The 24,287-nt window shown below is 59.7% G+C and carries 25 protein-coding genes; 17 read left to right on the forward strand and 8 right to left on the reverse strand.

The window, feature by feature from the left end; genetic code table 11:
* Nucleotides 1–50 precede the first annotated feature (50 nt).
* From ACFWW2_RS19680 to ACFWW2_RS19720, 9 genes are all read left to right on the forward strand, one after another.
* On the forward strand, nucleotides 51–971 hold the full coding sequence (locus ACFWW2_RS19680; protein WP_393930935.1) for a glycine--tRNA ligase subunit alpha: 921 nt from the start codon (nucleotides 51–53) through the stop codon (nucleotides 969–971).
* Nucleotides 971–1,492, forward strand: coding sequence for a DUF6446 family protein (locus ACFWW2_RS19685; RefSeq protein WP_393930937.1), 522 nt, complete (start codon nucleotides 971–973; stop codon nucleotides 1,490–1,492). The genes ACFWW2_RS19680 and ACFWW2_RS19685 overlap by 1 nt, the downstream gene beginning before the upstream one ends.
* The gene (gene glyS, locus ACFWW2_RS19690; RefSeq protein ID WP_393930939.1) at nucleotides 1,492–3,561 is read left to right on the forward strand and encodes a glycine--tRNA ligase subunit beta; all 2,070 of its coding nucleotides are present in this window, start codon (nucleotides 1,492–1,494) and stop codon (nucleotides 3,559–3,561) included. Before ACFWW2_RS19685 ends, glyS begins: the two co-directional genes overlap by 1 nt.
* A 63-nt stretch (nucleotides 3,562–3,624) precedes the next feature.
* On the forward strand, nucleotides 3,625–6,189 hold the full coding sequence (locus ACFWW2_RS19695; RefSeq protein ID WP_393930941.1) for a putative PEP-binding protein: 2,565 nt from the start codon (nucleotides 3,625–3,627) through the stop codon (nucleotides 6,187–6,189).
* 202 nt (nucleotides 6,190–6,391) lie between these two features.
* The gene (locus ACFWW2_RS19700) at nucleotides 6,392–7,051 is read left to right on the forward strand and encodes a cell wall hydrolase (protein WP_393930943.1); all 660 of its coding nucleotides are present in this window, start codon (nucleotides 6,392–6,394) and stop codon (nucleotides 7,049–7,051) included.
* Nucleotides 7,052–7,147: 96 nt separating this feature from the next.
* Nucleotides 7,148–8,068 carry a dihydroneopterin aldolase gene (locus ACFWW2_RS19705; protein ID WP_393930945.1) on the forward strand — a complete coding sequence of 307 codons (921 nt, stop codon included), beginning with the start codon at nucleotides 7,148–7,150 and terminating at the stop codon, nucleotides 8,066–8,068.
* Nucleotides 8,065–9,078 carry a dihydropteroate synthase gene (gene folP / locus ACFWW2_RS19710; RefSeq protein WP_393930947.1) on the forward strand — a complete coding sequence of 338 codons (1,014 nt, stop codon included), beginning with the start codon at nucleotides 8,065–8,067 and terminating at the stop codon, nucleotides 9,076–9,078. The genes ACFWW2_RS19705 and folP overlap by 4 nt, the downstream gene beginning before the upstream one ends.
* The gene (gene glmM, locus ACFWW2_RS19715; RefSeq protein WP_393930949.1) at nucleotides 9,075–10,418 is read left to right on the forward strand and encodes a phosphoglucosamine mutase; all 1,344 of its coding nucleotides are present in this window, start codon (nucleotides 9,075–9,077) and stop codon (nucleotides 10,416–10,418) included. Before folP ends, glmM begins: the two co-directional genes overlap by 4 nt.
* A gap of 85 nt (nucleotides 10,419–10,503) precedes the next feature.
* Complete coding sequence (locus ACFWW2_RS19720) at nucleotides 10,504–11,175, forward strand: hypothetical protein (RefSeq protein WP_393930951.1); 672 nt, start codon at nucleotides 10,504–10,506, stop codon at nucleotides 11,173–11,175.
* Here the strand turns inward: ACFWW2_RS19720 and ACFWW2_RS19725 are convergent.
* The 3 genes from ACFWW2_RS19725 to ACFWW2_RS19735 are packed head-to-tail and all read right to left on the reverse strand — an operon-like array spanning nucleotide 11,146 to nucleotide 12,734.
* Nucleotides 11,146–12,051 (reverse strand): DMT family transporter, encoded by a 906-nt coding sequence (locus ACFWW2_RS19725; protein ID WP_393930953.1) that lies wholly within the window; start codon nucleotides 12,049–12,051, stop codon nucleotides 11,146–11,148. The genes ACFWW2_RS19720 and ACFWW2_RS19725 overlap by 30 nt on opposite strands.
* An 18-nt stretch (nucleotides 12,052–12,069) precedes the next feature.
* Complete coding sequence (locus ACFWW2_RS19730; RefSeq protein WP_393930955.1) at nucleotides 12,070–12,414, reverse strand: antibiotic biosynthesis monooxygenase family protein; 345 nt, start codon at nucleotides 12,412–12,414, stop codon at nucleotides 12,070–12,072.
* Complete coding sequence (locus tag ACFWW2_RS19735; RefSeq protein ID WP_393930957.1) at nucleotides 12,411–12,734, reverse strand: NIPSNAP family protein; 324 nt, start codon at nucleotides 12,732–12,734, stop codon at nucleotides 12,411–12,413. Before ACFWW2_RS19735 ends, ACFWW2_RS19730 begins: the two co-directional genes overlap by 4 nt.
* Nucleotides 12,735–12,806: 72 nt before the next feature.
* On the opposite strand from ACFWW2_RS19735, the gene ACFWW2_RS19740 reads away from it, so the two are divergent.
* Complete coding sequence (locus ACFWW2_RS19740; protein WP_393930959.1) at nucleotides 12,807–13,493, forward strand: ArsR/SmtB family transcription factor; 687 nt, start codon at nucleotides 12,807–12,809, stop codon at nucleotides 13,491–13,493.
* Between the two features lie 37 nt (nucleotides 13,494–13,530).
* Nucleotides 13,531–13,710, forward strand: coding sequence for a hypothetical protein (locus ACFWW2_RS19745; protein WP_393930962.1), 180 nt, complete (start codon nucleotides 13,531–13,533; stop codon nucleotides 13,708–13,710).
* Nucleotides 13,711–13,781: 71 nt separating this feature from the next.
* Here the strand turns inward: ACFWW2_RS19745 and ilvC are convergent, their stop codons facing one another.
* Nucleotides 13,782–14,804: a ketol-acid reductoisomerase gene (gene ilvC / locus ACFWW2_RS19750; RefSeq protein WP_393930965.1), complete on the reverse strand. Its 1,023-nt coding sequence runs from the start codon at nucleotides 14,802–14,804 to the stop codon at nucleotides 13,782–13,784.
* Nucleotides 14,805–14,941: 137 nt separating this feature from the next.
* Here ilvC and ACFWW2_RS19755 point away from each other — a divergent pair, with 137 nt between their 5' ends.
* The 4 genes from ACFWW2_RS19755 to ACFWW2_RS19770 all read left to right on the forward strand — a co-directional run bounded on the left by ACFWW2_RS19755 (nucleotide 14,942) and on the right by ACFWW2_RS19770 (nucleotide 17,861).
* Entirely contained in the window at nucleotides 14,942–15,397 is a 456-nt protein-coding gene (locus tag ACFWW2_RS19755; protein ID WP_393931470.1) for an Lrp/AsnC family transcriptional regulator, read from the forward strand.
* Nucleotides 15,394–15,846 (forward strand): Lrp/AsnC family transcriptional regulator, encoded by a 453-nt coding sequence (locus tag ACFWW2_RS19760; protein WP_393930967.1) that lies wholly within the window; start codon nucleotides 15,394–15,396, stop codon nucleotides 15,844–15,846. The genes ACFWW2_RS19755 and ACFWW2_RS19760 overlap by 4 nt, the downstream gene beginning before the upstream one ends.
* A gap of 69 nt (nucleotides 15,847–15,915) precedes the next feature.
* Nucleotides 15,916–16,653, forward strand: a complete 738-nt coding sequence (locus tag ACFWW2_RS19765; protein ID WP_393930969.1) for a GGDEF domain-containing protein — start codon at nucleotides 15,916–15,918, stop codon at nucleotides 16,651–16,653.
* Nucleotides 16,654–16,733: 80 nt separating this feature from the next.
* Nucleotides 16,734–17,861 (forward strand): aminotransferase class V-fold PLP-dependent enzyme, encoded by a 1,128-nt coding sequence (locus ACFWW2_RS19770; RefSeq protein WP_393930971.1) that lies wholly within the window; start codon nucleotides 16,734–16,736, stop codon nucleotides 17,859–17,861.
* Here the strand turns inward: ACFWW2_RS19770 and ACFWW2_RS19775 are convergent.
* The gene (locus ACFWW2_RS19775) at nucleotides 17,858–19,048 is read right to left on the reverse strand and encodes a UbiH/UbiF family hydroxylase (protein ID WP_393930973.1); all 1,191 of its coding nucleotides are present in this window, start codon (nucleotides 19,046–19,048) and stop codon (nucleotides 17,858–17,860) included. The genes ACFWW2_RS19770 and ACFWW2_RS19775 overlap by 4 nt on opposite strands.
* Before the next feature lie 39 nt (nucleotides 19,049–19,087).
* Nucleotides 19,088–19,735 carry a pyrimidine 5'-nucleotidase gene (locus ACFWW2_RS19780; RefSeq protein ID WP_393930975.1) on the reverse strand — a complete coding sequence of 216 codons (648 nt, stop codon included), beginning with the start codon at nucleotides 19,733–19,735 and terminating at the stop codon, nucleotides 19,088–19,090.
* A 101-nt stretch (nucleotides 19,736–19,836) separates the two neighbouring features.
* Here ACFWW2_RS19780 and ACFWW2_RS19785 point away from each other — a divergent pair, with 101 nt between their 5' ends.
* On the forward strand, nucleotides 19,837–20,490 hold the full coding sequence (locus ACFWW2_RS19785) for a GntR family transcriptional regulator (protein WP_393930977.1): 654 nt from the start codon (nucleotides 19,837–19,839) through the stop codon (nucleotides 20,488–20,490).
* Here ACFWW2_RS19785 and ACFWW2_RS19790 read toward each other — a convergent pair.
* Entirely contained in the window at nucleotides 20,444–22,357 is a 1,914-nt protein-coding gene (locus ACFWW2_RS19790) for a glycosyltransferase family 2 protein (RefSeq protein WP_393930979.1), read from the reverse strand. The genes ACFWW2_RS19785 and ACFWW2_RS19790 overlap by 47 nt on opposite strands.
* Nucleotides 22,358–22,423: 66 nt before the next feature.
* Nucleotides 22,424–23,578, reverse strand: coding sequence for a glutamine-hydrolyzing carbamoyl-phosphate synthase small subunit (gene carA / locus ACFWW2_RS19795; protein WP_393930981.1), 1,155 nt, complete (start codon nucleotides 23,576–23,578; stop codon nucleotides 22,424–22,426).
* Between the two features lie 175 nt (nucleotides 23,579–23,753).
* Here carA and ACFWW2_RS19800 point away from each other — a divergent pair, with 175 nt between their 5' ends.
* Nucleotides 23,754–24,215, forward strand: a complete 462-nt coding sequence (locus ACFWW2_RS19800; protein WP_393930983.1) for a GatB/YqeY domain-containing protein — start codon at nucleotides 23,754–23,756, stop codon at nucleotides 24,213–24,215.
* Nucleotides 24,216–24,287 lie beyond the last annotated feature (72 nt).

Raw genomic sequence — 24,287 nt, forward strand, 5'->3', positions numbered from 1 at the left:
CCTTGTCGCCCGGGGCCCTATTGAACGCCTAATCGCAGACGAGGGTTAAGATGGCGGAAAAACCACGCAGTTTTCAGGAAATCATCCTGCGGCTTCAGGCCTATTGGGCCAGCAAGGGCTGCGCGATCCTGCAGCCCTACGATATGGAAGTGGGGGCAGGCACCTTTCACCCCGCCACGACCCTGCGCGCGCTGGGCAGCAAGCCTTGGGCAGTGGCCTATGTGCAGCCCTCCCGCCGTCCGACAGATGGCCGTTATGGCGAAAACCCCAACCGTTTGCAGCATTATTATCAGTTTCAGGTCCTGATCAAACCGTCCCCACCCGAGATGCAGGAACTTTATCTCGGCTCGCTTGAGGCGATCGGGATTGATGCCACGATGCACGATATCCGCTTTGTCGAGGATGACTGGGAAAGCCCGACGCTGGGTGCCTGGGGCCTGGGGTGGGAGGTCTGGTGCGACGGCATGGAAGTCAGCCAGTTCACCTATTTCCAGCAGGTCGGCGGGCATGATTGCAAGCCGGTCTCGGGCGAGTTGACCTATGGGTTAGAACGTCTGGCGATGTATGTTCTGGGCGTCGATCACGTCATGGATATGCCGTTCAACGACCCCCAGACGCCAATTGCGCTCAGCTATGGCGATATCTTCAAGCAGACCGAACAGGAATACGCCCGCTGGAACTTTGACGTGGCCGATACCGATGTGCTGCTCCAGCATTTCAAGGATGCGGAGGCAGAATGCCAGCGGATTCTGGATGAACCCGCCGAGGATCCAAAGACAAGCCTGCGGATCATCATGGCCCACCCGGCCTATGACCAATGCATAAAGGCGTCCCATGTTTTCAACCTGCTGGACGCGCGCGGCGTGATCTCGGTCACCGAACGGCAGGCCTATATCGGGCGGGTCAGGGCACTGGCCAAGGCCTGCGCGGATGCGTTCGTGCAGACCGAAGCGGCTGGGGTCGCGGCCTGATGGCACGTATCGCAATCGTGGGAATTCTTATGCTGGCCGTCATCGCAGGTGCGTTGCTTTACTACCAACAGGTCTATGCCTACTACACCCTGGTGCAGGCGGAAAATGCTGATGTCCGCCTGACCAATCTGGTCACTGGCGAGGCAGAGCCGATTCTGTTTGACAACTTTCAGGCGATTGATGCTGACAGCAGCCCTATCCGCTATCGCGCCTGCTTTACTACGCCGTTGAGCCTGGCCACGCTGACCGAAACCTTCGTGATCCGTGACGATGCGGAACCACGCACGGCCCCCGGTTGGTTCGACTGTTTCGATGCAGAGCAGATTGGCGCTGATCTACAAGGTGAGGCGATTGCCTTTCTTGCCGTCGAAAATATCCACTACGGGATCGACCGTATCGTGGCCGTCTATCCCGATGGCCGGGCCTATGCCTGGCACCAGATTAATGAATGTGGCGAGGTTGTCTTTGACGGCAATCCTGTCCCCGAAGGCTGCCCGGCCAGACCAGAAAGCACCGATTGATGCCCGATCTTCTGATTGAACTTTTTTCCGAGGAAATTCCTGCGCGCATGCAGACCCGCGCGGCTGAGGACCTGAAGAAACTCGTGACAGACGGCTTGGTCGAGGCCGGACTGACCTATGCGGGGGCGGCTGCTTTCTCGACACCGCGCCGCCTGAGCTTGTCGATTGATGGGCTGACGGGCGAAAGCAAGCCGGTGCGCGAGGAACGGCGCGGGCCAAAGGTTGGCGCGCCGGACAAGGCTGTCGAGGGGTTTTTGCGCGGGGCGGGGGTGGCCCGCGAAGACCTTGAGGTGCGCGATGACAAGAAAGGGCAGGTCTATTTTGCCGTCATCGAAAAACCAGGGCGGATGGCGGCGGATATCATCGCCGAAGTGCTTGAGGCCACGATCCGCCACTTCCCTTGGCCCAAATCAATGCGCTGGGGTGATGGCACGCTGAAATGGGTACGTCCGCTGCATGCGATCCTGTGCATTCTGGTGGATGAGGCCGGGGCCGAGGTCGTGCCGCTGGATGTGGATGGCATCGTATCGGGCAATACCACACGCGGGCATCGTTTCATGGCGCCCGATCCTTTTTCTGTCACGTCTTTCGATGATTACGAGGCAAAGCTGAAGCGCGCCAATGTCGTCCTGCGCGCCGATGAACGGGCCGAGGCGATTTGGGCAGAGGCCACAAACCAGGCTTTTGCGCTGGGTCTTGAGGTGGTCGAGGATCGCGGGTTGCTGGCCGAGGTGGCCGGGCTGGTCGAATGGCCGGTCGTCCTGCTTGGCAGGATCGACGATGATTTTCTGGGCCTGCCACCAGAGGTGCTGCAGACGTCGATGAAGGAACATCAGAAATTCTTTTCCGTCCGCAACCCCAAGACAGGGCGGATTGAACGGTTCGTGACAGTGGCAAATATGGAAACCGCCGACAATGGCGTGACCATTCTGGCGGGCAATCAGAAGGTGTTGGCGGCCCGGTTGGCCGACGCGAAGTTCTTCTGGGAAAACGATCTGCGCACGGTCAAGACCAAGGGCCTAGAGGGGATGGCGGCGCCGTTGGCTGATGTGACGTTCCACAACAAGTTGGGATCGCAGGCCGACCGGATCAAACGGATCGAAGCCTTGGCGCGCGAGATTGCGCCAAGCGTGGGCGCGATGCCTGATCTGGCGACCGAGGCGGCGCGTATCTGCAAGGCCGATCTGGCGTCTGAAATGGTCTATGAGTTTCCTGAATTACAGGGGCTTATGGGCCGCTACTACGCAGAAGCTGCCGGGCATGATGAAGGTGTGCCCGAGGCCTGTGAAGAGCATTGGCAACCGCTGGGCCCCTCAGACGAGGTGCCTACAGCGCCTGTTTCCATCGCCGTTGCGTTGGCGGACAAGATCGACACGCTGACCGGATTCTGGGCGATTGACGAGAAACCGACCGGGAGCAAGGATCCGTTTGCGCTGCGAAGGGCGGCGCTGGGAATAATCCGCATACTGGTTGAACGTGACATACGGATGCCTCTAAGCGAGGTGTTTCCGCACGCGCATCCTTACGGCGATGCGACCAGCGGGGCTGATCTTCTGGATTTTTTCTATGATCGCTTAAAGGTCTTCCTTCGTGAAAAGGGAATACGCCACGATATCATTGACGCGTGTATCGCCATGCCGGGAAGTGATGATCTGACCTTGCTCGTCAAACGGGCCGAGGCTTTGGCCGCAGTTCTTGCCACCGATGACGGTGAAAACCTGATCCAAGGGTTCAAACGTGCCAATAACATCCTGACCCAAGCCGAGGAAAAGGATGGCGTTGAATATTCCTATGGGGCGGATGTGAAATACGCCGAAGAACCCGCCGAAATGGCGCTGTTTGCCGCTCTTGATGCTGCAGATGCAAAGATCGCACCGGCTATGAAAGCTGAGGATTTCGGCACAGCGATGACTGCTATGGCGGCACTTCGCGGGCCGATTGACCAATTCTTCACCGATGTGCAAGTCAACGCCGACAGCCAGATATTGCGTCGCAACAGGCTTAACCTGTTGTCGCGGATCAGGAATATCTGCCTGAGCGTCGCCGATCTGACGCAAATCGAAGGCTAGACGAAAGTCATGTAAACTTTCCTATACAGGTCATCGTTTTATCGCCTATGCTGCACCTGAACAATGAATGGTGCCGCAGTGCAGCAACAATCGACATATAAGCAGCTGACGCTGATCACCCCCACCGCCGCGATGCACGCGTCGGTGCATGGGGGGCGGGCGAAATGTCTGCAGCGTCTGATCCGGCTGGAGATGCCGGTTCCGGTGACGGTTGCCTTGTCATTTGATGCCGTACAGCAGATCGCACGCGGGCAATCGGTGGATATGGATGCCTTGATGGCGCCCTTTGGGCCGCAGCCGCTTTTGTCTGTCCGCCCGTCCAGTCAGGACCCCGATTGGGGTGGCCCCAGTGCGATTCTCAACATCGGGATGAACGACGCCCGCCACGATGCCATGTGCGAGACGATGGGCGAATGGGCGGCCTCGGCCATGTATCTGCGTTTTGTGCAGGCTTATGCGATCCACGTCGCGCGGCTGGACCCGGATGAGTTTTACCTGCCCGATGTGCCCGACAGGCTAAGCCTGAAGGCCATGCTGGACACTTACGAGGCCGAGACGGACGAACAATTTCCGCAGGATCCGGCGGTTCAACTGACGCAAGTATTGCGATCCATGGCGCGCGCTTGGGATGGCACCACAGCCCGCCTGTTGCGTCAGGCCAAGGGGGCGCCGCAGGATGCGGGCCTTGGTCTGGTGGTGCAGGCGATGGCGCTGGGCGTGGGGCAGGGCGAATGTGGGTCCGGTGTGATCCAGTATGTGGATAGCACGACCGGCGTGCCCCAGATCACCGGCCGCTATATGAGCCAAAGCCAGGGGCGCGAGGCGCTGGGCGCGGCGGAGGGGGCCATTTACCTGACCCGCGATCCCCGTGGCCCGTCATTGGAAGACCTGTGTCCGGATGCGTTTGCCGAACTGGTTGCGTTACGCGATATCTGCCGCCGCTTCCTGCGCGAGGAAATGCAGGTCGAATTCACGATTGAAAACGGCAATCTGCATATTCTGGATGCGGTCCGCGTGCAGCGGTCCTCCCGCGCCTCTGTCCGGATTGCGGTCGCATTGGCCGAGGACGAGATGATCCCGCGCGAAGATGCTGTGTTGCGGGTAGAACCTGCGGCCCTGTCGGAATTGCTGCATCGTCAGATTGATCCGTTGGCCAAGCGCGATCTGATCGTGCGGGGCATTGCCGCCAGTCCGGGTGCGGCAACGGGTCGGATCGTGCTGACCGCGAATGAGGCACAGGCAAGTGCCGCACGGGGTGAGGCCTGTGTGCTGGTCCGGCGCGAGACGACGCCAGAGGATATCCGCGGCATGCATGCGGCGCAGGCTGTACTGACCATGCGCGGTGGTGTCACCAGCCATGCCGCAGTGATCGGCCGCGGGCTGGGTGTGCCATGCGTTGTGGGTGCGTCGGACCTGTCGATCGATTTCAAAAAGCGGCAGGTCATTGCGCCCAATGGCCGTCGCTTTGCTGCAGGCGATACGATTACGGTCGATGGCACAACAGGTCAGATCCTTGCGGGCGAGCCACCCATGCTGGAGGCCGCACTGGACGATGCCTTTCAGACGCTGCTGCAATGGGCCGATGAATTCCGCGATATCGGCGTGCGGGCCAATGCAGACACACCCGCGGATGCGCAGACTGCGCGCAACTTTGCCGCCGAAGGCATCGGCCTTTGCCGGACCGAGCATATGTTCTTTGAAGGTGAGCGCCTGCGGGTCATGCGCGAGATGATCTTTGCCGAAGGCGGCGATGACAGACGCGCCGTGCTGGACCGGCTGTTGCCCATGCAGCGCGCCGATTTCCGTGCCTTGTTCGAGATCATGCAAGGGCGCAATGTTTGCGTGCGCCTGTTCGATCCGCCGCTGCATGAGTTTCTGCCATCGGACAAGGCAGGGCTGCGTGATCTGGCGGGGCAGATGGATGTACCTCTCCATGAAGCGACCGCCCGGGTCGAGGCGCTGAGCGAATATAACCCGATGCTGGGTATGCGTGGCGTCCGGCTGGGTATCGCCATCCCCGAAATCTACGACATGCAGGCACGCGCGATTTTCGAGGCGATCGCCGCTGTCATCAAATCCGGCACAGAGATCACCGTCGAGATCATGATCCCGCTGGTTAGCGCCATGCGCGAGGTCGAGCTGGTCAAGGCCCGCGTCGATGGGGTGGCCAATGCGGTGATGGCCGAAACCAGGACCGAATTCGAATATCGCCTTGGTGTCATGGTTGAAACGCCTCGGGCCGCCTTGCGCGCACAGGATATCGCCGAACATGCGGCATTCCTGTCGTTTGGCACCAACGACCTGACGCAGATGACCTATGGCCTGTCGCGCGACGATGCGGGCCGTTTCATGTCGGCCTACGTCCAACAAGGGGTCTATGCCGAAGACCCGTTTCACACGCTCGACATCGAAGGGGTGGGCGAGTTGATTGCGCTGGGGGCCGAACGGGGGCGGGCCGGCCGCAAGGACGTGATCCTGTCGATCTGTGGCGAGCATGGGGGCAGCCGGTCGGCCATCGCGTTCTGCCGGACACATGGATTTGATTACGTGTCATGTTCACCCTTCCGGGTCCCTGTTGCGCGACTCACCGCCGCACAATTGGCGTTGCAAGATCGGGTCGTAAGTTAACAAAATCCAAGGTTTTGTGGCATTTATGCGCCTTCCCACGCGATATTGGGTGACAATCCCTGTTTACAACGTGGGGGCTGTTGCGTGTCCGGCGACAGTCCTGACCTAGGGGTAGACGTAAGCGTCACTTTCGCCTAAAGACACGATCGCTTGCGCGGGAGCTACCTCCGCGTTTTTCCTGGGTGGGAAAAGGATAATGATTATGAAGGCGTTTCGTGCCACATTCCTTGTGGCGCTTCTATCATGTTTTGCGTCTGCCGCTGTGGCAGACGAGGTTCTGGCCAGCCGCCTTGGCGCGCTTTTGGGTCAGGAACGTCAGGCCCTTGCTGTGGTGCCTGACAGCCGTCTGGCCGCTTTGACAAGCGTGCCGTCCGCGCAAGAGCGCGGCGTTGAGACCCAAAGTGGTGTGATCTATGATCGTGCATTTCTGGCCTCGCAGCCTGCCGCCGACGGCAACAGCGAATGGGAATGTCTGGCCGAGGCGCTTTATTTCGAAGCGCGCGGCGAATCCGTGCGCGGCATGTTTGCCGTGGGCGAGGTGATCCTGAACCGGGTCGACAGCCAGCTTTATCCCGATACGCTTTGTGCGGTGATCAATCAGGGTACCGGGCGACGCTATGCCTGCCAGTTTACGTATACCTGTGACGGTCTGGCCGAAAATATTGCCGAACCACGCGCCTGGGAACGGGTGGGCAAAGTTGCCCGTCTGCTGGTCGATGGTGTCCCACGCGCGCTGACCGGTGGTGCCACGCATTACCACACCAAGGCGGTCAACCCGTCATGGGCGCGTGTCTATCCGCGCACGGCGTCCATCGGATCGCATTACTTTTACCGCAAACCGACGCGGACTGCATCCAATTAGGGTCGCCTAACGGGGCTGCGGCGTCGCCTTGCCTCCTTGCCCCGGCCTGCTGTCACTAGTATCGAACGCGTGTAATCTTCGCGTTCGGACCGTGCCATGACAGATGATATTCGCCTTGCCTTTGCCCATCCAAGCGAGCGGGCTGAGGCGAGCAGCCAGACCCCCTGCGACCGTATCTCTTTGCGCGACTATGTCGTCGAGGTCGAGATTGGTGCGTTTCAGCAGGAACGCGGCAAGTTGCAGCGCGTCCGCTTTAACGTGGTGGTCGAGGTGCTGCCGCTGAGCGGACCGATCGACGATGATGTGGACCGCATCCTGTCTTATGACAAAGTGACCGAGGCGATCGGGATCGAGCTTGAGGCCGAACGCCTGAACCTGTTGGAAACACTTGCCGCCCGGGTGGCGGAACGCATCCTTCTTGAACCGCAAGCGGAGCGGGTGTTTGTCCGGATCGAAAAGCTGGATCGCGGTCCCTTTGCCTTAGGGGTTGAGATCGTGCGGTCGCGCGATGGTGTGCACCTGGCCGGGCAGGATCATGTGGAGGCCCCGCATCCGCGTGTCGTCTATCTGTCCAATGCGGCTGTCGCGGCACCCCATTTGGGTGATTGGATTGATCAGTTGGCGGCGATGGATGCACCCCTGATCCTATGCGTCGGTGCTGCTGAACTGCCCGCTCCGCAGGCCGGCAATGCCCTGGCACAACGCCGGATCGACCTTTTGGCCATTGAACAAAACGCCTGGACTTTGGCCGCCCATGACCGCCGCTGCAAGGTGGTTGGCACAAGGACCGAGCTGGATTGGGCGATGAAAAACGGCCAGATCTGTATTTGGGCCCCGTCCAAGATCGTTCTGGATGCGGTGGATGGCCCGTCCGCCAGCCCGCGCGATGCTGTCGCACTTGTGGCATGGTTTGCTGCCGAGATGCAGGCGACGGAATTGCTGGTGATTGGTGACGATGCGCCAGACGCGGCGATGCCGGTGCGTGTGGCGGATGTCAGTGCCACATCATTGCAATGAAACGTTATTATCGCCCATTGGTTCAGACCGGGCCTGACCGGCCTGCCAATGCACTGACCCTCGCTGGCGGCTGGGCGTGGTTTTCCCACGTCGCAATACATAAGCGCGACGCGCCTGTGCAGCATGTACCGGCTACGGACATATCTGAAGCCGTGCTTGCCTGTCTGACAGCGCCGCGCGCCGCAATTTCTGTTCTCTCCATGGATCAGCCACGGATCATGGGTATCCTGAATGTCACGCCTGACAGCTTTTCGGATGGTGGCCGCTTCGACGACCCCGATCTGGCGGTTTCACATGCCAATCAGATGATCGCGTCGGGGGCCGATATCATCGATATTGGCGGGGAAAGCACGCGCCCGGGCGCCGATGAGGTTGATATCGCCGACGAGATCGCCCGTACCGAACCTGTCATTGGAGCGTTGCGAGCGAATAGCGACGTCGCCATTTCGATCGACACGCGCAAGGCGGCAGTGGCCGAGGCAGCGGTCAACGCTGGGGCCAGCTTGATCAACGATGTTGCGGCGTTCACCTTCGATCCGCGTCTGGCTGATGTGGCGGCCAACGGTGGTCTGCCGGTTTGCCTGATGCACGCGCAAGGTGATCCCAAAACAATGCAGGCCAATCCGCGCTATGATGACGTGCTGCTGGACGTCTATGATTTCTTGGAAGAGCGCATTGCGGTGGCCGAGGCGGCGGGGATCGCCCGAGACCAGATCATCGTTGATCCGGGTATCGGCTTTGGCAAAACGGTCGCGCATAATCTGGCACTCCTGAGAGGGCTGGCGTTATTTCACGCGCTGGGCTGCCCCATCCTGCTGGGCGCATCGCGGAAACGGTTCGTCAGCGTACTGGGCGGCGGCGATGCGGCAACCGACCGACTAGGGGGATCTGTCGCTGTCGCCCTACATGGCTTGCGTCAGGGGGTGCAAATCCTGCGAGTCCACGATACATTCGCGACCAAACAGGCGTTCGACCTGGAACAGGCAATCAGCGGGGCACAGCGACAATGACACGCAAGCTTTTCGGGACCGACGGGGTGCGGGGCAAGGCAAATGCCTATCCCATGACAGCAGAGATGGTGTTGAAGGTGGGCGCTGCCGCAGGGCGCTATTTCCGGCGCGACGGGTCCAATGTGCACCGGGTCGTCATTGGCAAGGACACCCGTCTGTCGGGTTACATGTTTGAAAACGCGCTGACGGCAGGTCTGACAAGTACGGGCATGAATGTGCTGCTGCTCGGGCCTGTGCCCACCCCTGCCGTGGGCCTTCTGACCACCTCGATGCGTGCCGATGTGGGGATCATGCTTTCGGCCAGCCACAACCCGCATCATGACAACGGGATCAAGTTCTTCGGTCCCGATGGCTTCAAACTGTCGGATGAGGCTGAGGCCGAGATCGAAGAGCTGATCGCGGGTGAGATCGAACCGGCGCAGGCGCAGAATATCGGGCGCGCAAAACGGATCGACGATGGGCGCTTTCGCTACGCTGAACGGGTCAAATCCACCTTTCCGGCGGGCATGCGCCTTGATGGTCTGAAAGTGGTGATCGATTGCGCAAATGGGGCGGGCTACAAGGTCGCGCCGGAGGTTCTGTGGGAACTGGGCGCAACCGTCATCCCCGTTGGCGTCACGCCCAACGGCTATAACATCAACGATGGGTGCGGTTCGACCAGCACCGCCTTGGCCGCTCAGACCATCCGGGATGAAGGTGCCGATGTTGGCATTTGCCTTGATGGCGATGCGGACCGGGTGATGATCCTCGACGAAAATGGCGCCGTTGCCGATGGCGATCAGATCATGGCCTTGATGGCAGGGCGTTGGGCCGATCAGGACCGGCTGAACGGGGGCACACTTGTCGCGACGGTGATGTCCAATCTTGGCCTTGAACGTTATCTTGATGGGCGTGGACTGCGGCTGGAACGCACCGCTGTTGGCGACCGCTATGTTGTTGAGGCGATGCGGGCCAATGGCTGGAACCTCGGCGGTGAGCAATCGGGCCATATCGTGATGACTGATTTCGCGACCACCGGTGACGGTTTGCTGGCCGGGCTGCAGTTCCTGGCGGCTATGGTCGAGACTGGTCGCAAGTCGAGCGAGCTTAGCCGGAGTTTTGAAACCGTTCCGCAGATGCTCAGGAACGTACGCTATGCGGTGGGACAGGACCCCTTGAATGCGGACACGGTGCGCAAATCCATTGCCGATGCAGAAGTACGTTTGCAGGGCAAGGGTCGGCTTTTGATCCGGAAATCCGGGACCGAACCGCTGATCCGCGTGATGGCCGAGTGCGAGGATGACGGGCTGTTGGGCCAGGTCGTCGACGGGATCGTGGCCGAGGTCGAAGCGGCGGTCTGACCTGGTTGGTGTCGACAGACACAGTCACTTTGACATTCATTTGGTAGTGAACCCCATCTGGCGATGCATTTGCATGGGGGCTGCTATGACTGCACAACACCTTGCCGTACTGGCACAATACACACCAAATCCGGGAACAATCACGCATACCCAATCGAACGGGGGTGCTGCGGCCAGCGTAGGTTATAGCTGTCATCTGGCCATGATGCACTGGGCCTTTATGGCCCTCAATTGCACGGGCGCTGAAGCGAATGCGGCGGTCAGTCGCATCTTTCGTGCCTATTGCGCAAATTGTGTGGATGGGTCGGTGCATGACCGTGGATTTGGAAATGGAATTCACGCGGCCTATGGGCAACTCTTCTGCAAAGAGGCGCGGCCGGTGGCGGACAATGCCAGCTTGTACAAGCTGGCGGAAGTGGGCGATGTATTGATCACCGGACCGAAAGAGTTTCCAGCGCATAGCATGGTCGTGTCAGGCCGCATGTGCAACTTTATGCGGGTCAAGCGTGTCATGGTTCGGGGTTTCAACAATCTGGGGACATTGGGCACCGGGGAAAAGGACGCGCATGATATGCTGTCGCATAATGTCATGGACGACCGCTACTGGCGCAGGGATCCTGCCAAACCGGATCACACAGCGCAGACCAAATTCGGGATGGCCTCGGCCTCCCTTTCTATCATCAAACATGCTGATTTTATCGAAGGTGCCCGCACGGCCTTGATTCTGTCACGTGTTTCGCGTCAGGAGGCGGCGTAGACTGCCCCATTGGCTGATCGCCAGACCGGTCAGGATCAGCCCAAGTGCGGCAAAGAACCGAAGCGGCAACACCTCGTTCAGGATCAGCACGCCAAAGATGACCGACCAGAGCGGAACCTGGTAATTCACCAGTGTCATGAAAACAGCGCCTGCCGAACGGATGGTGGCCACCCGGATCAATGCGGCCAATGCGGTGGGGATAAATCCCAGAAAAAGGATGGCCCAGGTGGCCCGGCTGCCGCCCAGTGTTGGCACACCTTCAATCCACAACATCGCCGGGATCAGCGTCGCCGCACCGACGGTCAACAAAAGAGCCGCCATGGTCGTGGGGTCAATGGGCGGGCAGCGCCGGGTCATGATGCTGGACACTGCATAGGATATGGCCGCTGCGACGCAGGCAATCTGGCCCAACGGTTCCATTCCCGTCCCGATCCGCAAAACGCTAGGACCGATCAGAACCACAGCGCCGATGAACCCCAGTACCACGCCAATTGTGTTGCGCAGGCTCAGCTTTTCGTCGGTGAAGACATGAGCGAGTGGCAGCACGAACAGCGGCAGGGCAGCCATTGAGATACCTGCAAAGGCGGAAGGTACAAATTGCTGCCCCCAGCTGAGCAACGCGAACGGGACGGCAGTGTTGAGTATACCTATCGCCAGCAGGTACTTGAGCATCCGTGGAGTGAAGGCAGGGAGGGGCGAGCCCATGACCCACATCAGGATCAACAGGGCTGCCGCGCCCAGACTTGTCCGGGCGCACGCGACGGTGAATGGCCCATACCCTTCCAGCGCAATGGCCACCACCATGAAGGTGCCGCCCCAGATCAGACCAAGGGCTGCAATCGACAGCCAATTGCTGAGCGTGGGTTGGTTTGCCATATCTGTGGGGGTCTTTCGTCAGCGATGAATGTCCAGGCTGTCTTTGGGCGCTTGGACCCGATCATGCAAGCCGTAGTCGCGCGCGACCTCTGCCACGCGCAACCTGTAATCGGCGAACATACCCGACCGTCCGGCGGTTTGGGTCGTCCGGTGTTTGGGCATGTTGCGCCAGCGCGCCACGGCGGCTTCATCTTCGAAAAAGGACAGTGACAGCAGCTTGTCCGGGTCTGTGAGGCTGCGGAACCGTTCAACAGATATGAAACCGGGCATGTTTTCGAGCATGGGTCGCAAATCTGCAGCCTGGTGCAGATAATCGTCGATCTGGTCCTGTTTCGGCTGCACCTCGAATATGACGGCAATCATTCTGTGTCTCCATGTGGGGTTGAGGCGAGACGCAGAAATGTGCGGTCCTCGCGCAGGATAAACTTTTCGCGTTGCGCAAAGGCATAGTTTTCCGCGCCCAGCGGGTCGGCGGCCAGCCTTTGTCGATAGGCCTCATAAGCGGTGAGTGAGGGGACGTTGTAAATACCGTAAGCCAGCGTGGATGAGCCTTCGTGCGGTGCGTAATACCCGATCAGATCGGCCCCATTGCGCGGAATGGCCTGACCCCAGTTGCGGGCATAGGTTTCGAACTGAGATGTCTTGGTGGGGTCGATATGGTATTTTATGATGCAGGTCAGCATAGGGTGCTCCGTTTTGATATGCCCTATGTCTAGCGGATTGAATGCGGTGAATGCTTCGGTTAGCATCGAACTATGAAAGAAGGTCCCGATATCTCTCGCGTGGCCGCGCTGATCGGCGATCCGGCGCGCGCCAATATGCTGATGGCGCTGATGAACGGCAAAGCGTTGACCGCCAGCGAATTGGCGGCAGAGGCAGGTGTCACCGCCCAAACCGCCAGCGGGCATTTGGGTAAGCTGCAGAGCGGTGATCTGGTGCATGTGCGCAAGCAGGGGCGGCACAAATATTTCGCGCTGGCAAATGCCGATGTGGCCGCCGCGCTGGAAGGGCTGATGGGATTGGCGGCTGGCCAGTTGCGCACGCGGACCGGGCCGAAAGACGCGGCATTGCGCCACGCGCGGGTCTGCTACAATCATCTGGCAGGGCAAAAGGGCGTGCAGATGTATGCCAGCCTGCTGAGGCGCGGATTGGTGCGCGAAGACCGTGATGAGGTTGCCCTGACGCCTGACGGTAAATCCTTTGCGGAAGAGTTCGGGATCGATCTGGACGGGCTGACGTCCAGCAGGGCGCCACTTTGCCGATCCTGCCTTGATTGGAGCGAACGGCGCACGCATCTTGCAGGATCATTGGGGCGGGCGATGCTGACGCGGATCGAAACCCGCGGCTGGGTGCGGCGGGATGCCGATAGTCGCGTCATTCTGTTCAGTCGCGATGGATCAGCGGCCTTTGAGGCCGCTTTTCCGGCGATCATGGAACCATGAAGCCTCATCGGGGTTGTATTGGCGAATGCAACCTTAGATGGAGGAATATATCATGGGTGGTGAATTTCTTGTCCCGGCGCTGGCCTTTGTAACCATGACCCTTGCGATTGTCTTTGCCTTGTGGAGCAAGCATCGCACGGAAAAGAGGATGGCCGACAACCCGCGTCCGAAGTCATCATTGGCCAAAGACGGCCCCGGCCCGCAGCCGTTTCGTTAGGAAAAAGGCCCGGTCAGCGACCGGGCCTTTCTTTTGAACAGGATGGGTCAAGACCCATCTTACGGCGTTGATCAGTTCTTTGCTTTGTCGACCATCTTGCCTTCGGAAATCCAGGGCATCATGGCGCGCAGCTTTTCACCAACCTTTTCGATCTGGTGTTCATCGTTGATCCGGCGCGTCGCCTTGAAATATGGCTGGCCTACAGCGTTTTCCTGCATGAAGTCACGCACAAACTTACCGGTCTGGATGTCGGTCAGTACGTCCTTCATCCGCTTCTTGGTCTCGTCATATGGCAAGATGCGCGGGCCGCTGACATATTCGCCGTATTCGGCGGTGTTCGAGATCGAGTAGTTCATGTTGGCGATCCCGCCTTCATAGATCAGGTCCACGATCAGCTTGGTTTCGTGCAGGCACTCGAAATAGGCCATTTCGGGTTCATACCCGGCCTCGACCAGCGTCTCGAAACCCATCCGGATCAGTTCCACGATCCCGCCGCAGAGTACGGCCTGTTCCCCGAAAAGATCGGTCTCGCATTCCTGACGGAAGTTGGTCTCAATGATGCCGGACCGGCCGCCACCAATCGCTGAGCAATAGGAGAGGCCGATTTCCAAGGCCTTGCCGGATGCGTCCGTGTCAACGGCTACCAGGCATGGCACACCGCCGCCTTTCGTATATTCGCCGCGCACCGTGTGGCCCGGACCCTTGGGGGCCATCATGATCACGTCGACACCAGCCTTGGGTTCGATCAGGCCGAAATGCACGTTCAGCCCGTGGGCAAAGGCAATGGCAGAGCCTTCGCGCAGGTTGTCATGCACGTATTTCTTGTAGGTTTCGGCCTGCAATTCATCGGGCATGGTGAACATGATCAGGTCACACCAGGCCGCAGCCTCTGCAATGCCCATGACCTGCAAGCCCTCGCCTTCGGCCTTGGCGGCAGAAGGAGAGCCCTCGCGCAGAGCGACGACAAGGTTCTTGGCACCACTATCGCGCAGGTTCAGCGCATGGGCGTGGCCTTGGGAGCCGTAGCCCAGAATGGCGACTTTCTTGTCCTTGATCAGGTTCACATCGCAATCGCGATCGTAATAAACGCGCATGGTGGCGGTCCTTTGTTTCTTGGGTTGCTTTGCCGGTCTTGTATCGCAGCGTAGCGCGGGGTGTGAGGGTTGTTTTTTGAGTATTTGTGGAAGAAAGAAGATTGTTATTCGCCATGATGGGATTTATGGGCATTCTTATGCTTGATGATATGGATCGCGCGATCTTGCGCCAGATGCAGGCCGATCCGGCCATGACCATGCCGGAGCTGGCAGAACGGGTCGGCGCAACACCCGCCCGCGTGATCCGCCGTGTTGAACGGATGATGGCCGACGGCATCATTGCAGGCCAGCGCGCGGTGATCGATTGGCGTGCGCTGGGGTTTGCTGTGCATGTGTCCTTGCGCATCACGCTGGACAAAACCGTGACCCGCGCCTTTGACGATTTTCTGGCTGCCGCCCGCGAGGTGCCCGAGGTGCTGGAAATCCAGACCTTTCTGGGCCGGGTGGATGTGCGCCTGTCCCTGATCGCGCGTGATCTGCCGGATTACCAACGGCTCTACCGTGACCGCATTCTGACCTTGCCGCATATCGCCGATATCGAGGCGCTAATGGATGTGGCCAATGTGAAATCAGATATGCGGCTGCCGATATGACACTGGATGATCTGGACCGGCAGATATTGCAGGCGTTGCAGCGAGATGCCGGGCTGTCGACGACGCGGCTGGCCAAGCGGCTTGGGCTGAGCCAACCCGCCACATGGCGCCGCATCCGGCGTCTGCAGGATACAGGTGTCATTGCAGGGCGGCGTTTGGTGCTGGATGCGGAAAAGGTCGGATTTGGGGTGACGGTTTTTCTGGGGGTCAAACTGGCTACCAAAGGCCGGGTCAGTCTTGAGGATTTCGAGCGCGCCATTGGGGCGATCCCCGAGGTCCAGACCGTTGATCATGTGCTTGGGCTTTATGATTATCGCCTGCGCGTCGTGGCCCGCGATCTGGCGGATTTTGAGCGGGTGCTGCGCCGCCGGATCATGACGCTGCCCGGCGTCGGGGATGTCGAGGCCAATGTGCTGTTGTCCGAAGAGCGACGCCCGGGGCCCATTTAGACGGTTTGGCTTAACTCTTTTCTCATCTTGCTGATCCATCTTTGCCGCCATGGGTATGTACGTGCGAAAATGAGACTTGGTTTGTCATCCTGGTGGGGCGTGATGGTGGCGGCGGCCCTCACAACGGTTGCCGCCATTGTAGTGTCGGAGTTCTTCGTCTTCCTTCTGTTTCCGGGACAGGATTTGATGGCCGCGCTCACCATTTCACCCATCGTCACAACCATTACCGCATTTCCATTCTGCGTCTTCGTATGGTCGCAGGTGCGAAAGAACATTCAGCTTGGTGCCGAACTGCAGCGGCTGGTCAATCGCGACAGGTTGACAGACGCAGCGACACGGGATTTCTTCTTTGCCCGTATGCGTGCGGACCCACAGGCATACGGCACATCGCTGATGGTCGATATCGACTTCTTCAAGACGGTCAATGACACATTCGGCCATCTGGCCGGTGATGCGGTGATCAGCCGGGTTGCGGGTATCCTTCAGGAAAACACTCGCGAAAAGGATATTGTCTGCCGGTTTGGCGGTGAAGAATTCATCGTCTTCCTTTATGATGAAGGGCCCTCGGGCGCGTTCAGTATTGCCGAACGTATGCGCCGCGCAATTGCAGATGACGTTGTCGATTATCAGGGGAAGTCGTTGTCGGTGACGGTGTCCATCGGCGGATCGCTGAAAGAACGGGTTGAACACATCAATCGGGCCATTCAGCAGGCCGATGAGGCGCTTTACCGGGCAAAAACCGGGGGGCGGAACCGCACGATATTTGCGTCAGATCTGTCATCCATCCCGAATGCGCCCGCCGCGTAATGGGCGCAGGTATACCAAAATAGACTTTGCGTTCAGACCGCCTGCCGATTACCCAAGGGTATCATGACAGGGAGGCCAAAATGGATGGTGCTAATGCGCAGGTTGATCCGGATGGATTGATGGAGTTTTCGGTCGTCTTTACCGACCGGTCGCTCAACCACATGTCCAAAGCCTTTCAGGGCGTGATGACAGATATCTCTGCCATGCTGAAAGATGTCTACAATGCTGATCACGTGGCGATCATCCCCGGCGGCGGAACCTACGGGATGGAGGCGGTCGCACGACAGTTTGGCCGTGACGCCCATGCCTTTGTCGTCCGCAACGGATGGTTTTCCTACCGATGGAGCCAGATTTTCGAGGCCGGACGGTTTACCGCCAAAACCACCGTGATGAAGGCGCGGCAGGCGGGCAATGATACCCGTGCGCCTTTTGCGCCAGCGCCGATTGATGATGTGGTCGCGGCCATCCAAGAGGCCAAGCCGGATGTCGTGCTTGCCCCGCATGTGGAAACCAGCGCGGGCATCATTCTGCCGGATGATTATCTGACAGCACTTGCCGCCGCCGCACATGAGGTTGGCGCGCTGATGGTGCTTGACTGCATCGCATCCGGCTGCGCTTGGGTAGACATGAAGGCGACAGAGGTTGATGTGCTGATCTCGGCCCCGCAAAAGGGCTGGTCATCGACACCCTCTGCCGGGTTGGTGATGATGTCGCAGCGTGCGGTCGACCGGATGGCGGATACAAGCGCTGATTCATTCGCCGTCGACCTCAAGAAATGGCACAGCATCATGCAGGCCTATGAAGATGGCGGCCACGCCTATCACGCGACCATGCCTACCGACGGATTACGGGCGTTTCGGGACACGATGCTGGAAACAAAGGAATACGGGTTCGGGCGACTGAAGGACGCGCAATGGGCGTTGGGCAATGCCGTGCGCAAGGTGCTGGCGGATAAGGGCATTCGGTCGGTCGCCGCCGATGGGTTCGGCGCCCCCGGTGTCGTGGTCAGCTACACCGACGATCCGGACATTCAGAATGGATCGAAATTCGCCGCCGCGGGCATGCAGATTGCCGCCGGCGTGCCGCTGCAATGCGATGAACCTGCTGATTTTCGCACATTCCGGCTGGGGCTGTTCGGGCTGGATAAGCTATATGATGTGGACGCAACACTGGCGCGGCTGGTGCCGGTCCTTGATCGGATTCTTTAACGGGCGCCGAGGCCCAGTTCCATCAATGTCCGCCGGATCGGGGTGATGCCGAACAGCGCCTGAATACCTTTGGCCCGCAAATCCTGCACCATCGGGCTGCCCGCGATTGAGGCGCGGTTCAGCGCATCAATTCCGGTCACGCGCAATCTGATGTCCGGGTGACGCTGGCGCGCGTAACTGTCCAGCATCTTTGGCGTGCCCAATTGGTCGGGCTGGGCCTGTGCCAGATCAAGCAGGCAGGACAGATCTTTCAGTGACATGTTCAGCCCCTGCGCCCCGATGGGCGGCATGACATGCGCGGCCTCGGCCACCAGTGCGGTGCGCGGGCCGGTCAAATGATCTGCCATCTGACTGATGATAGGCCAGACATGGCGCGGCGCGGCCAGTGTCAGCGGCCCATAATGCCAGGCGGATCGTTCATTCGCCGCCGCCTCGAACTGATCTTCAGGCAGGTCTGCAAGCCGCATCGCCTCGGCCCCGTGTTCCATCCAGACGACGGCAGAGCAGGGCTTGCCGTCATGATCCGGCAGGGGGACCAGCGTGAACGGACCGCCGGATTGGTGAATTTCGGTCGAAATATTGTTGTGCGGCGCGTCATGGGTGACGGCAAATGTTACTGCCTTCTGCCCGTAACGCTTTGTTTTCACGCCAATCCCGGCGGCCGCGCGTACCGGAGAGCCGCGACCATCCGCGCCGATCACCAGTTGCGCGCTGATCTGGCTGCCATCGGTCAGCGTCACCAATGCGGCGCTTGTTCGCGCCACCATGCTGGCAAAACCGGTGCCGGGGCGGAAATCGACATTGGGCAACGCTGCTAGCCGCGCCACCATTTCCCGCCGCAACAGCCAGTTGGGCAGGTTCCAGCCAAACGGCTTGTCAGAGATATCGGCGGCATCAAAATCGCGCACCACAATTGGTTCGGCGGCGGCATCAACAATACGCATCACTTGCAAAGGCGTCGCGTCGGGCGCCAATCTGTCCCACAACCCGGCGGTTTCCAGAAACTGTTGGGCCGGTTGCAGGAATGCGGTGGTGCGTAAGTCGGCACCGTCCGCATCGCGGGCCGTGACAGGCGGGGTCGGATCAACAATGACCACGTCAAACCCTGCGGTGCCAAAGGCGGCAGCGGCTGTCAGGCCGGCAACCCCGCCGCCGGCGATCAGAATGTCAGCGTTTTTGCGTTCCATGCCCAGCGACATAGCGGGCCGCACCGCGACGGGAAAGGGTCAGCGCACCAGCTGCGACAAGAAAGCCGCCAGATCATCGGTGTGATGATGCACATGGTCGCTCTGGTCCGGCGTTGCGCTGACATGAACGGTCCGCATCCCCAACGCATGCGGCACAGCCAGGTTACGCGCTTCGTCTTCAAACATGGCGGCATTTGTGGGCACAATGCCGTCCTTGTTGAAAACACGGGTAAAGGCATCATGTGTCGGTTTCGGTTTAAAATCAGCATGTTCCACGCCATAGACCGCGTCGAATTGCCGGGTCAGGCCACGGGCGGCCAACACCCGCTTGGCATGGTTTTCCGACCCGTTGGTATAAACGATCCGGCGGCCGGGCAGGGTGCCGATGGCCGCACTTAGCGCCGGGTCGGGTGCCAGATGCGAAATATCGATATCATGCACATCGGCCAGAAAGTCGTGCGGGTCGATGTCATATTCGTCCATCAACCCGGCCAAGGTGGACCCGTGACTGTCCCAATAGTCGATGCACAGGCGCGACGCGCGTGCCTGATCAAGGCCCGTCAGGCGCATCACATAGGCCGAGAACCTTGCATCCATCCGCCCGAACAGATCCGCCGACGGGGGATAAAGCGTGTTGTCGAGGTCAAAAACCCACGTGTCGACATGTGTGAAAAACCGGGCCACCATGCCCGATGTCTAGGCCGCGCGACCGTTGCACGCAATCGCTTTGACTTGATTGCGGGGGCGGCGCGGGCGTAAGGTCATCGGGTTAGGAAAGGTTCCCACCCATGCACGACCCGCGCACATCCCAAAAGGACGCCTACGCCCTGATCCTCGAGGCGATTGACAGCCATATCTACAAGCCCGGTGATCGGCTGGTGGAAAGCGAGCTGGCCGAACGGTTCGGCGTGTCGCGCACGCCCATTCGCGAGGCGTTGCAGCGGTTGGAAACCCAGTCATTGTTAACCCGCGATGGGCGGTCGCTGATCGTGGCCTCACTGGATCACTCGCAACTGTCCGAGCTTTACGTCGTCCGTGGTGAGCTTGAGGGGCTGGCAGCCCGTCTCGCGGCGCGTCACGCGACCCCCGAAGAGGTCAAGGTGCTGCGCGACATGCTTGAGGATGACAAGAATTTGGTTGGTGATCCAAATGCGCTGAGCCGCGCAAATCGCCGTTTTCACAAGCAAATTCATCTGGCATCGCATAATCGTTTTCTGGTGCGTCAGCTTGATCTGGTGCATCGGTCCATGGCCCTGCTGGCAACCACATCTTTGTCAGCCGAGGGCCGGACAGAGGGCACACTGGAAGAACACGCCAAGATCGTGGAAGCGATCGAGGCGGGTGATGGTGACGCAGCTGATCAGGCGCTGCGCGATCACATTTCAAAGGCTTTTGTCACCCGTCTGAAACTGGATGCAGCAGCGGTTGAGGCGGCTGAGTAGCCTGCGATTTCCACCCTTTCGGCAGTAAAACCCCGTGGGCGGTCTTGTCCCAATAGAAAGGCCGCGTTGCCAGTTCAAGAAGCCCCTTATAGGTCGCGATGGCGGCCAGCGGGAAATAGAATTGCAGCGTGAGCGCCCATTTGATCAGCCAGTGTTTCCCGGCCTTGCGCACGCCAACGGTCGCGGCAGCCAGATTGACCAGTTCTGACAATATGAACAGCCCCGCCAGCGTCCAGAATGCCCAAGGGGCCAGATACACGCTCAGCGGATGACCCAAGCCGAGCGTTGGCAGCCAGAATGTCCACAGGATCGGGGCCAGCGCAAATTGTGACAATGTGCCCAGAAACAGAAGTTGCAGGCCAAAGAACCGCCGCGCGCCCAGATCGCGCCACAGCCGGGCCGGGTTGCGCATATGAACGCCATAGGTCATGGCATACCCCTTTAGCCAGCGGGACCGCTGTTTGACCCAAGGCCACGGGCGGCCATTCGCCTCTTCCTCGGTCACGGTGGTGATCAGGTCGGTATAGTAACCATGCCGTGCCAGTCGGACACCCAGATCAGCATCTTCAGTGACGTTATGGGCATCCCAGCCGCCCAGCTTTTCCAACGCGTCGCGCCGAAAGAACAGGGTGGTGCCACCCAGGGGCACGACCAGTCCCAGCTTGCGGAAACCCGGCAGTATCACCCGGAACCAGCTTGCATATTCGATTGTGAAACACCGGGTCAGCCAATTGGTGTCGGCGTTGTAATAGTCCAGCGTGCCTTGCAGGCAGGCCACTTGCGGCGGGCTGTTGGCAAAACCATAGGCCGCCTTGTAAAGCTGATCTGCGGCGGGCGCGTCTTCGGCATCCCAGATCCCGATGATACTGCCATGGGCAAAGTCGAGCGCATAGTTCAGCGCCCGTGGTTTGGTCTTGATCGTGCCTTTCGGCACTATGATTGGCCGCATCCATGTGGGCAGGATCGTGCGCCCCAGCGTGGCGCGGGTGGTGTGATCATCCGCCTCAAGCACCAGGCAGACATCCAGCAATTCGCGCGGGTAATCGAGCGCCTTGAGCCGGGCAAGCAGATGTTCGGCAATCGCCGTTTCATTATAAAGCGGCACCAGCATGGTGATGACTGGCAGACGCGCCGGGGTGACGGTCTGAGCGGGTTCCGGCGCTGCACGCCAACCAATGTAAGCGGCGGCACCTTTGAGAAGCGTGTTGAAAAGCAGGATCACGATCGTCCAGGTCGTGACCATTGCAAACAGCGCCCGAGGCGCTGTGACAGCCAGGACTGCGATGGATGCAAGCAGTGCCAGCCCCACAATCAGGGCAAAGCGGGCGTTCCACTGGCGGCAGCTTTCGATGGCGGGCACTTTGGTTTCGGCCGCCGTGACCAAAGCCTGACCGCATTGGGCGCCGATACCGATGTTCATCTGGTCAAGCGTTGTAATCGCCATACGCACCGGGCCGAAACAGGCGCGCAGTTCAGCGGCGCAGCCGTCAAACCGGTCTGGATGGGCGCTGAGCACGATGGTGGCGCCCCCAATCCTGCGCCATGGCATAACGCCGTTCTGCAAGCACCGACCCGGCCCGAATGCCCGGATCAGGCTGATATCGGCGGGCTGCTCGACCGGGTTGATCAACTGGGCATCCCATTCACTGGCCAGAATGCCTGCAATGGACAGCTGCGAAACCCCGTAGCCTCGCGCATAAACCTCGGATAATGGCAGGCCGCGCCGTTGGGCGGTCAGTTCCGCCGTACAGGCGTCGCTATAGGAAATCAGCGCCAGACGCAGCAGTTCCCGGCTTAATCCTGCCCGCGGACCGGCCGCATTGCTCTGAGCGTCAAACCCCTGAACACGCTTGATTAAATGACTCATCGTTACCCCTTGCGCCCCGGCAGTCAGACTGGCGGAACAGGGTTAACGTCCAGTTAAGAATGATTCTCAACTATGGGTTGTATTGCGCTCGCTCATAGCGTGCGCAAACCGCTCGAACAGGTAATAGCTGTCCTGTGGGCCAGGGCTGGCCTCGGGGTGGTATTGGACACTGAAAACAGGGCGATCGGCGATCCGGATCCCGCAATTACTGCCATCAAACAGTGACACATGGGTTTCCTGCACCCCGTCCGGCAGCGATTGGCTGTCAACGGTGAACCCGTGATTCATTGAGGTAATTTCCACCTTTCCGGTTTCCATATCCTTAACGGGGTGGTTCGCACCGTGATGGCCGTGATTCATCTTGATTGTTTTGGCCCCGACAGCCAGCGCCAGCATCTGATGGCCCAGACAGATCCCAAAAACGGGGATATCGGTGTCCAGCACGCCTTTGATCATCGGGACGGCATATTTCCCTGTTGCTGCAGGATCGCCCGGTCCGTTGGACAGGAAAACCCCATCGGGGTTCAGTGCCAGCACATCCTCTGCTGTGGCGGTGGCGGGCAGGACGGTCACGTCACATCCGGCACTGGCCAGACAGCGCAGGATGTTGCGTTTCGCGCCATAATCAATGGCGACGACCTTGTGCTTGGGGGCGGTTTGGGGCTTGTAACCTTCGGGCCAGGCCCACCGCATTTCGTTCCATTGATAAGACTGTGCGCAGGTGACATCCTTGGCCAGATCAAGCCCCTCAAGCCCTTGAAATGCGCGGGCTTTTGCGACGAGCGCTGCGATATCGAAATTGCCGTCGGGATCGTGTGACAGGGCCACATGGGGCGCACCCTGCTGCCGGATCGCGCGGGTCAGCCGCCGCGTATCAACCCCGCCCATGCCGATGCGGTTGCGCCGGGCGAGCCAGGTTGTCAGTTCTTCGGTGGAGCGCCAGTTAGACGGCGTGGTCGGGTCCCATTTGACGACCATACCGCAGGCGACAGGGTCTGCCGTTTCATCATCTTCGGGGTTCACGCCGGTATTGCCGATATGCGGGAATGTGAAGGTTACGATCTGGCCTGCATAGGACGGATCGGTCATGATTTCCTGATAGCCGGTCATGGCGGTGTTAAAGCAAAGCTCGGCCACTGTTTCACCGGTTGCCCCGAACCCGACACCATAGAAAATCGTGCCATCCGCAAGGGCCAGACAGGCCGTTGGTTTCTGTGTCATCACGATCACCCTCCGTCGGTCAAATTGGGCCGGGTTTACGGGGGCGGGCAGGCGCGGTCAAGGCCAGATCGGGCCCTTGCAAACAAGGGATGACGTGGCGACCGGAGCGCTTGTCATGCAGGGGCGGGCGCAGTAAGGTCTGCCCTTCTATCAAGGGTCATGAACGGGAGTTTTCATGGACATGCGCGACCGGGTCACTGCGGCCCTGAAGGATGCGATGAAGTCGAAAGAGGCGGATCGCCTGTCGACATTGCGGCTGATCAATGCAGCCATTAAGGACAAGGATATTGCACTGCGCGGCTCGGCTGATGAGGCCGGTGGCGTATCCAATGCCGATGTGCTGGCCATCATGGGACGGATGGTCAAGCAGCGTCAGGAAAGCGCGCGCGCCTATGAAGAGGGCGGACGGCTGGAACTGGCAGAAAAGGAACTGTCTGAAATCAAGGTGATAGAGGAATTTCTGCCCAAACAACTGACCGAGGAAGAGGCCGAAAAGGCGGTCGATGATGCAATCGCCGAAGTGGGTGCCAGCAGCATCCGCGATATGGGCAAGGTCATGGGCGTGTTGAAGGGCAAATATACCGGCCAGATGGATTTCGGAAAGGCCGGCCCGATGGTTAAGGGACGGTTGGGTTAACGGTGCTTTGCACCTGATTTGGCCGGTCGGCGTTGCGTCGGACTTGCGTCGGCAAAACGTCGGACCCCATCG

This window comes from Yoonia sp. R2-816 (assembly GCF_046762905.1).
Classification (GTDB): Bacteria; Pseudomonadota; Alphaproteobacteria; order Rhodobacterales; family Rhodobacteraceae; genus Yoonia.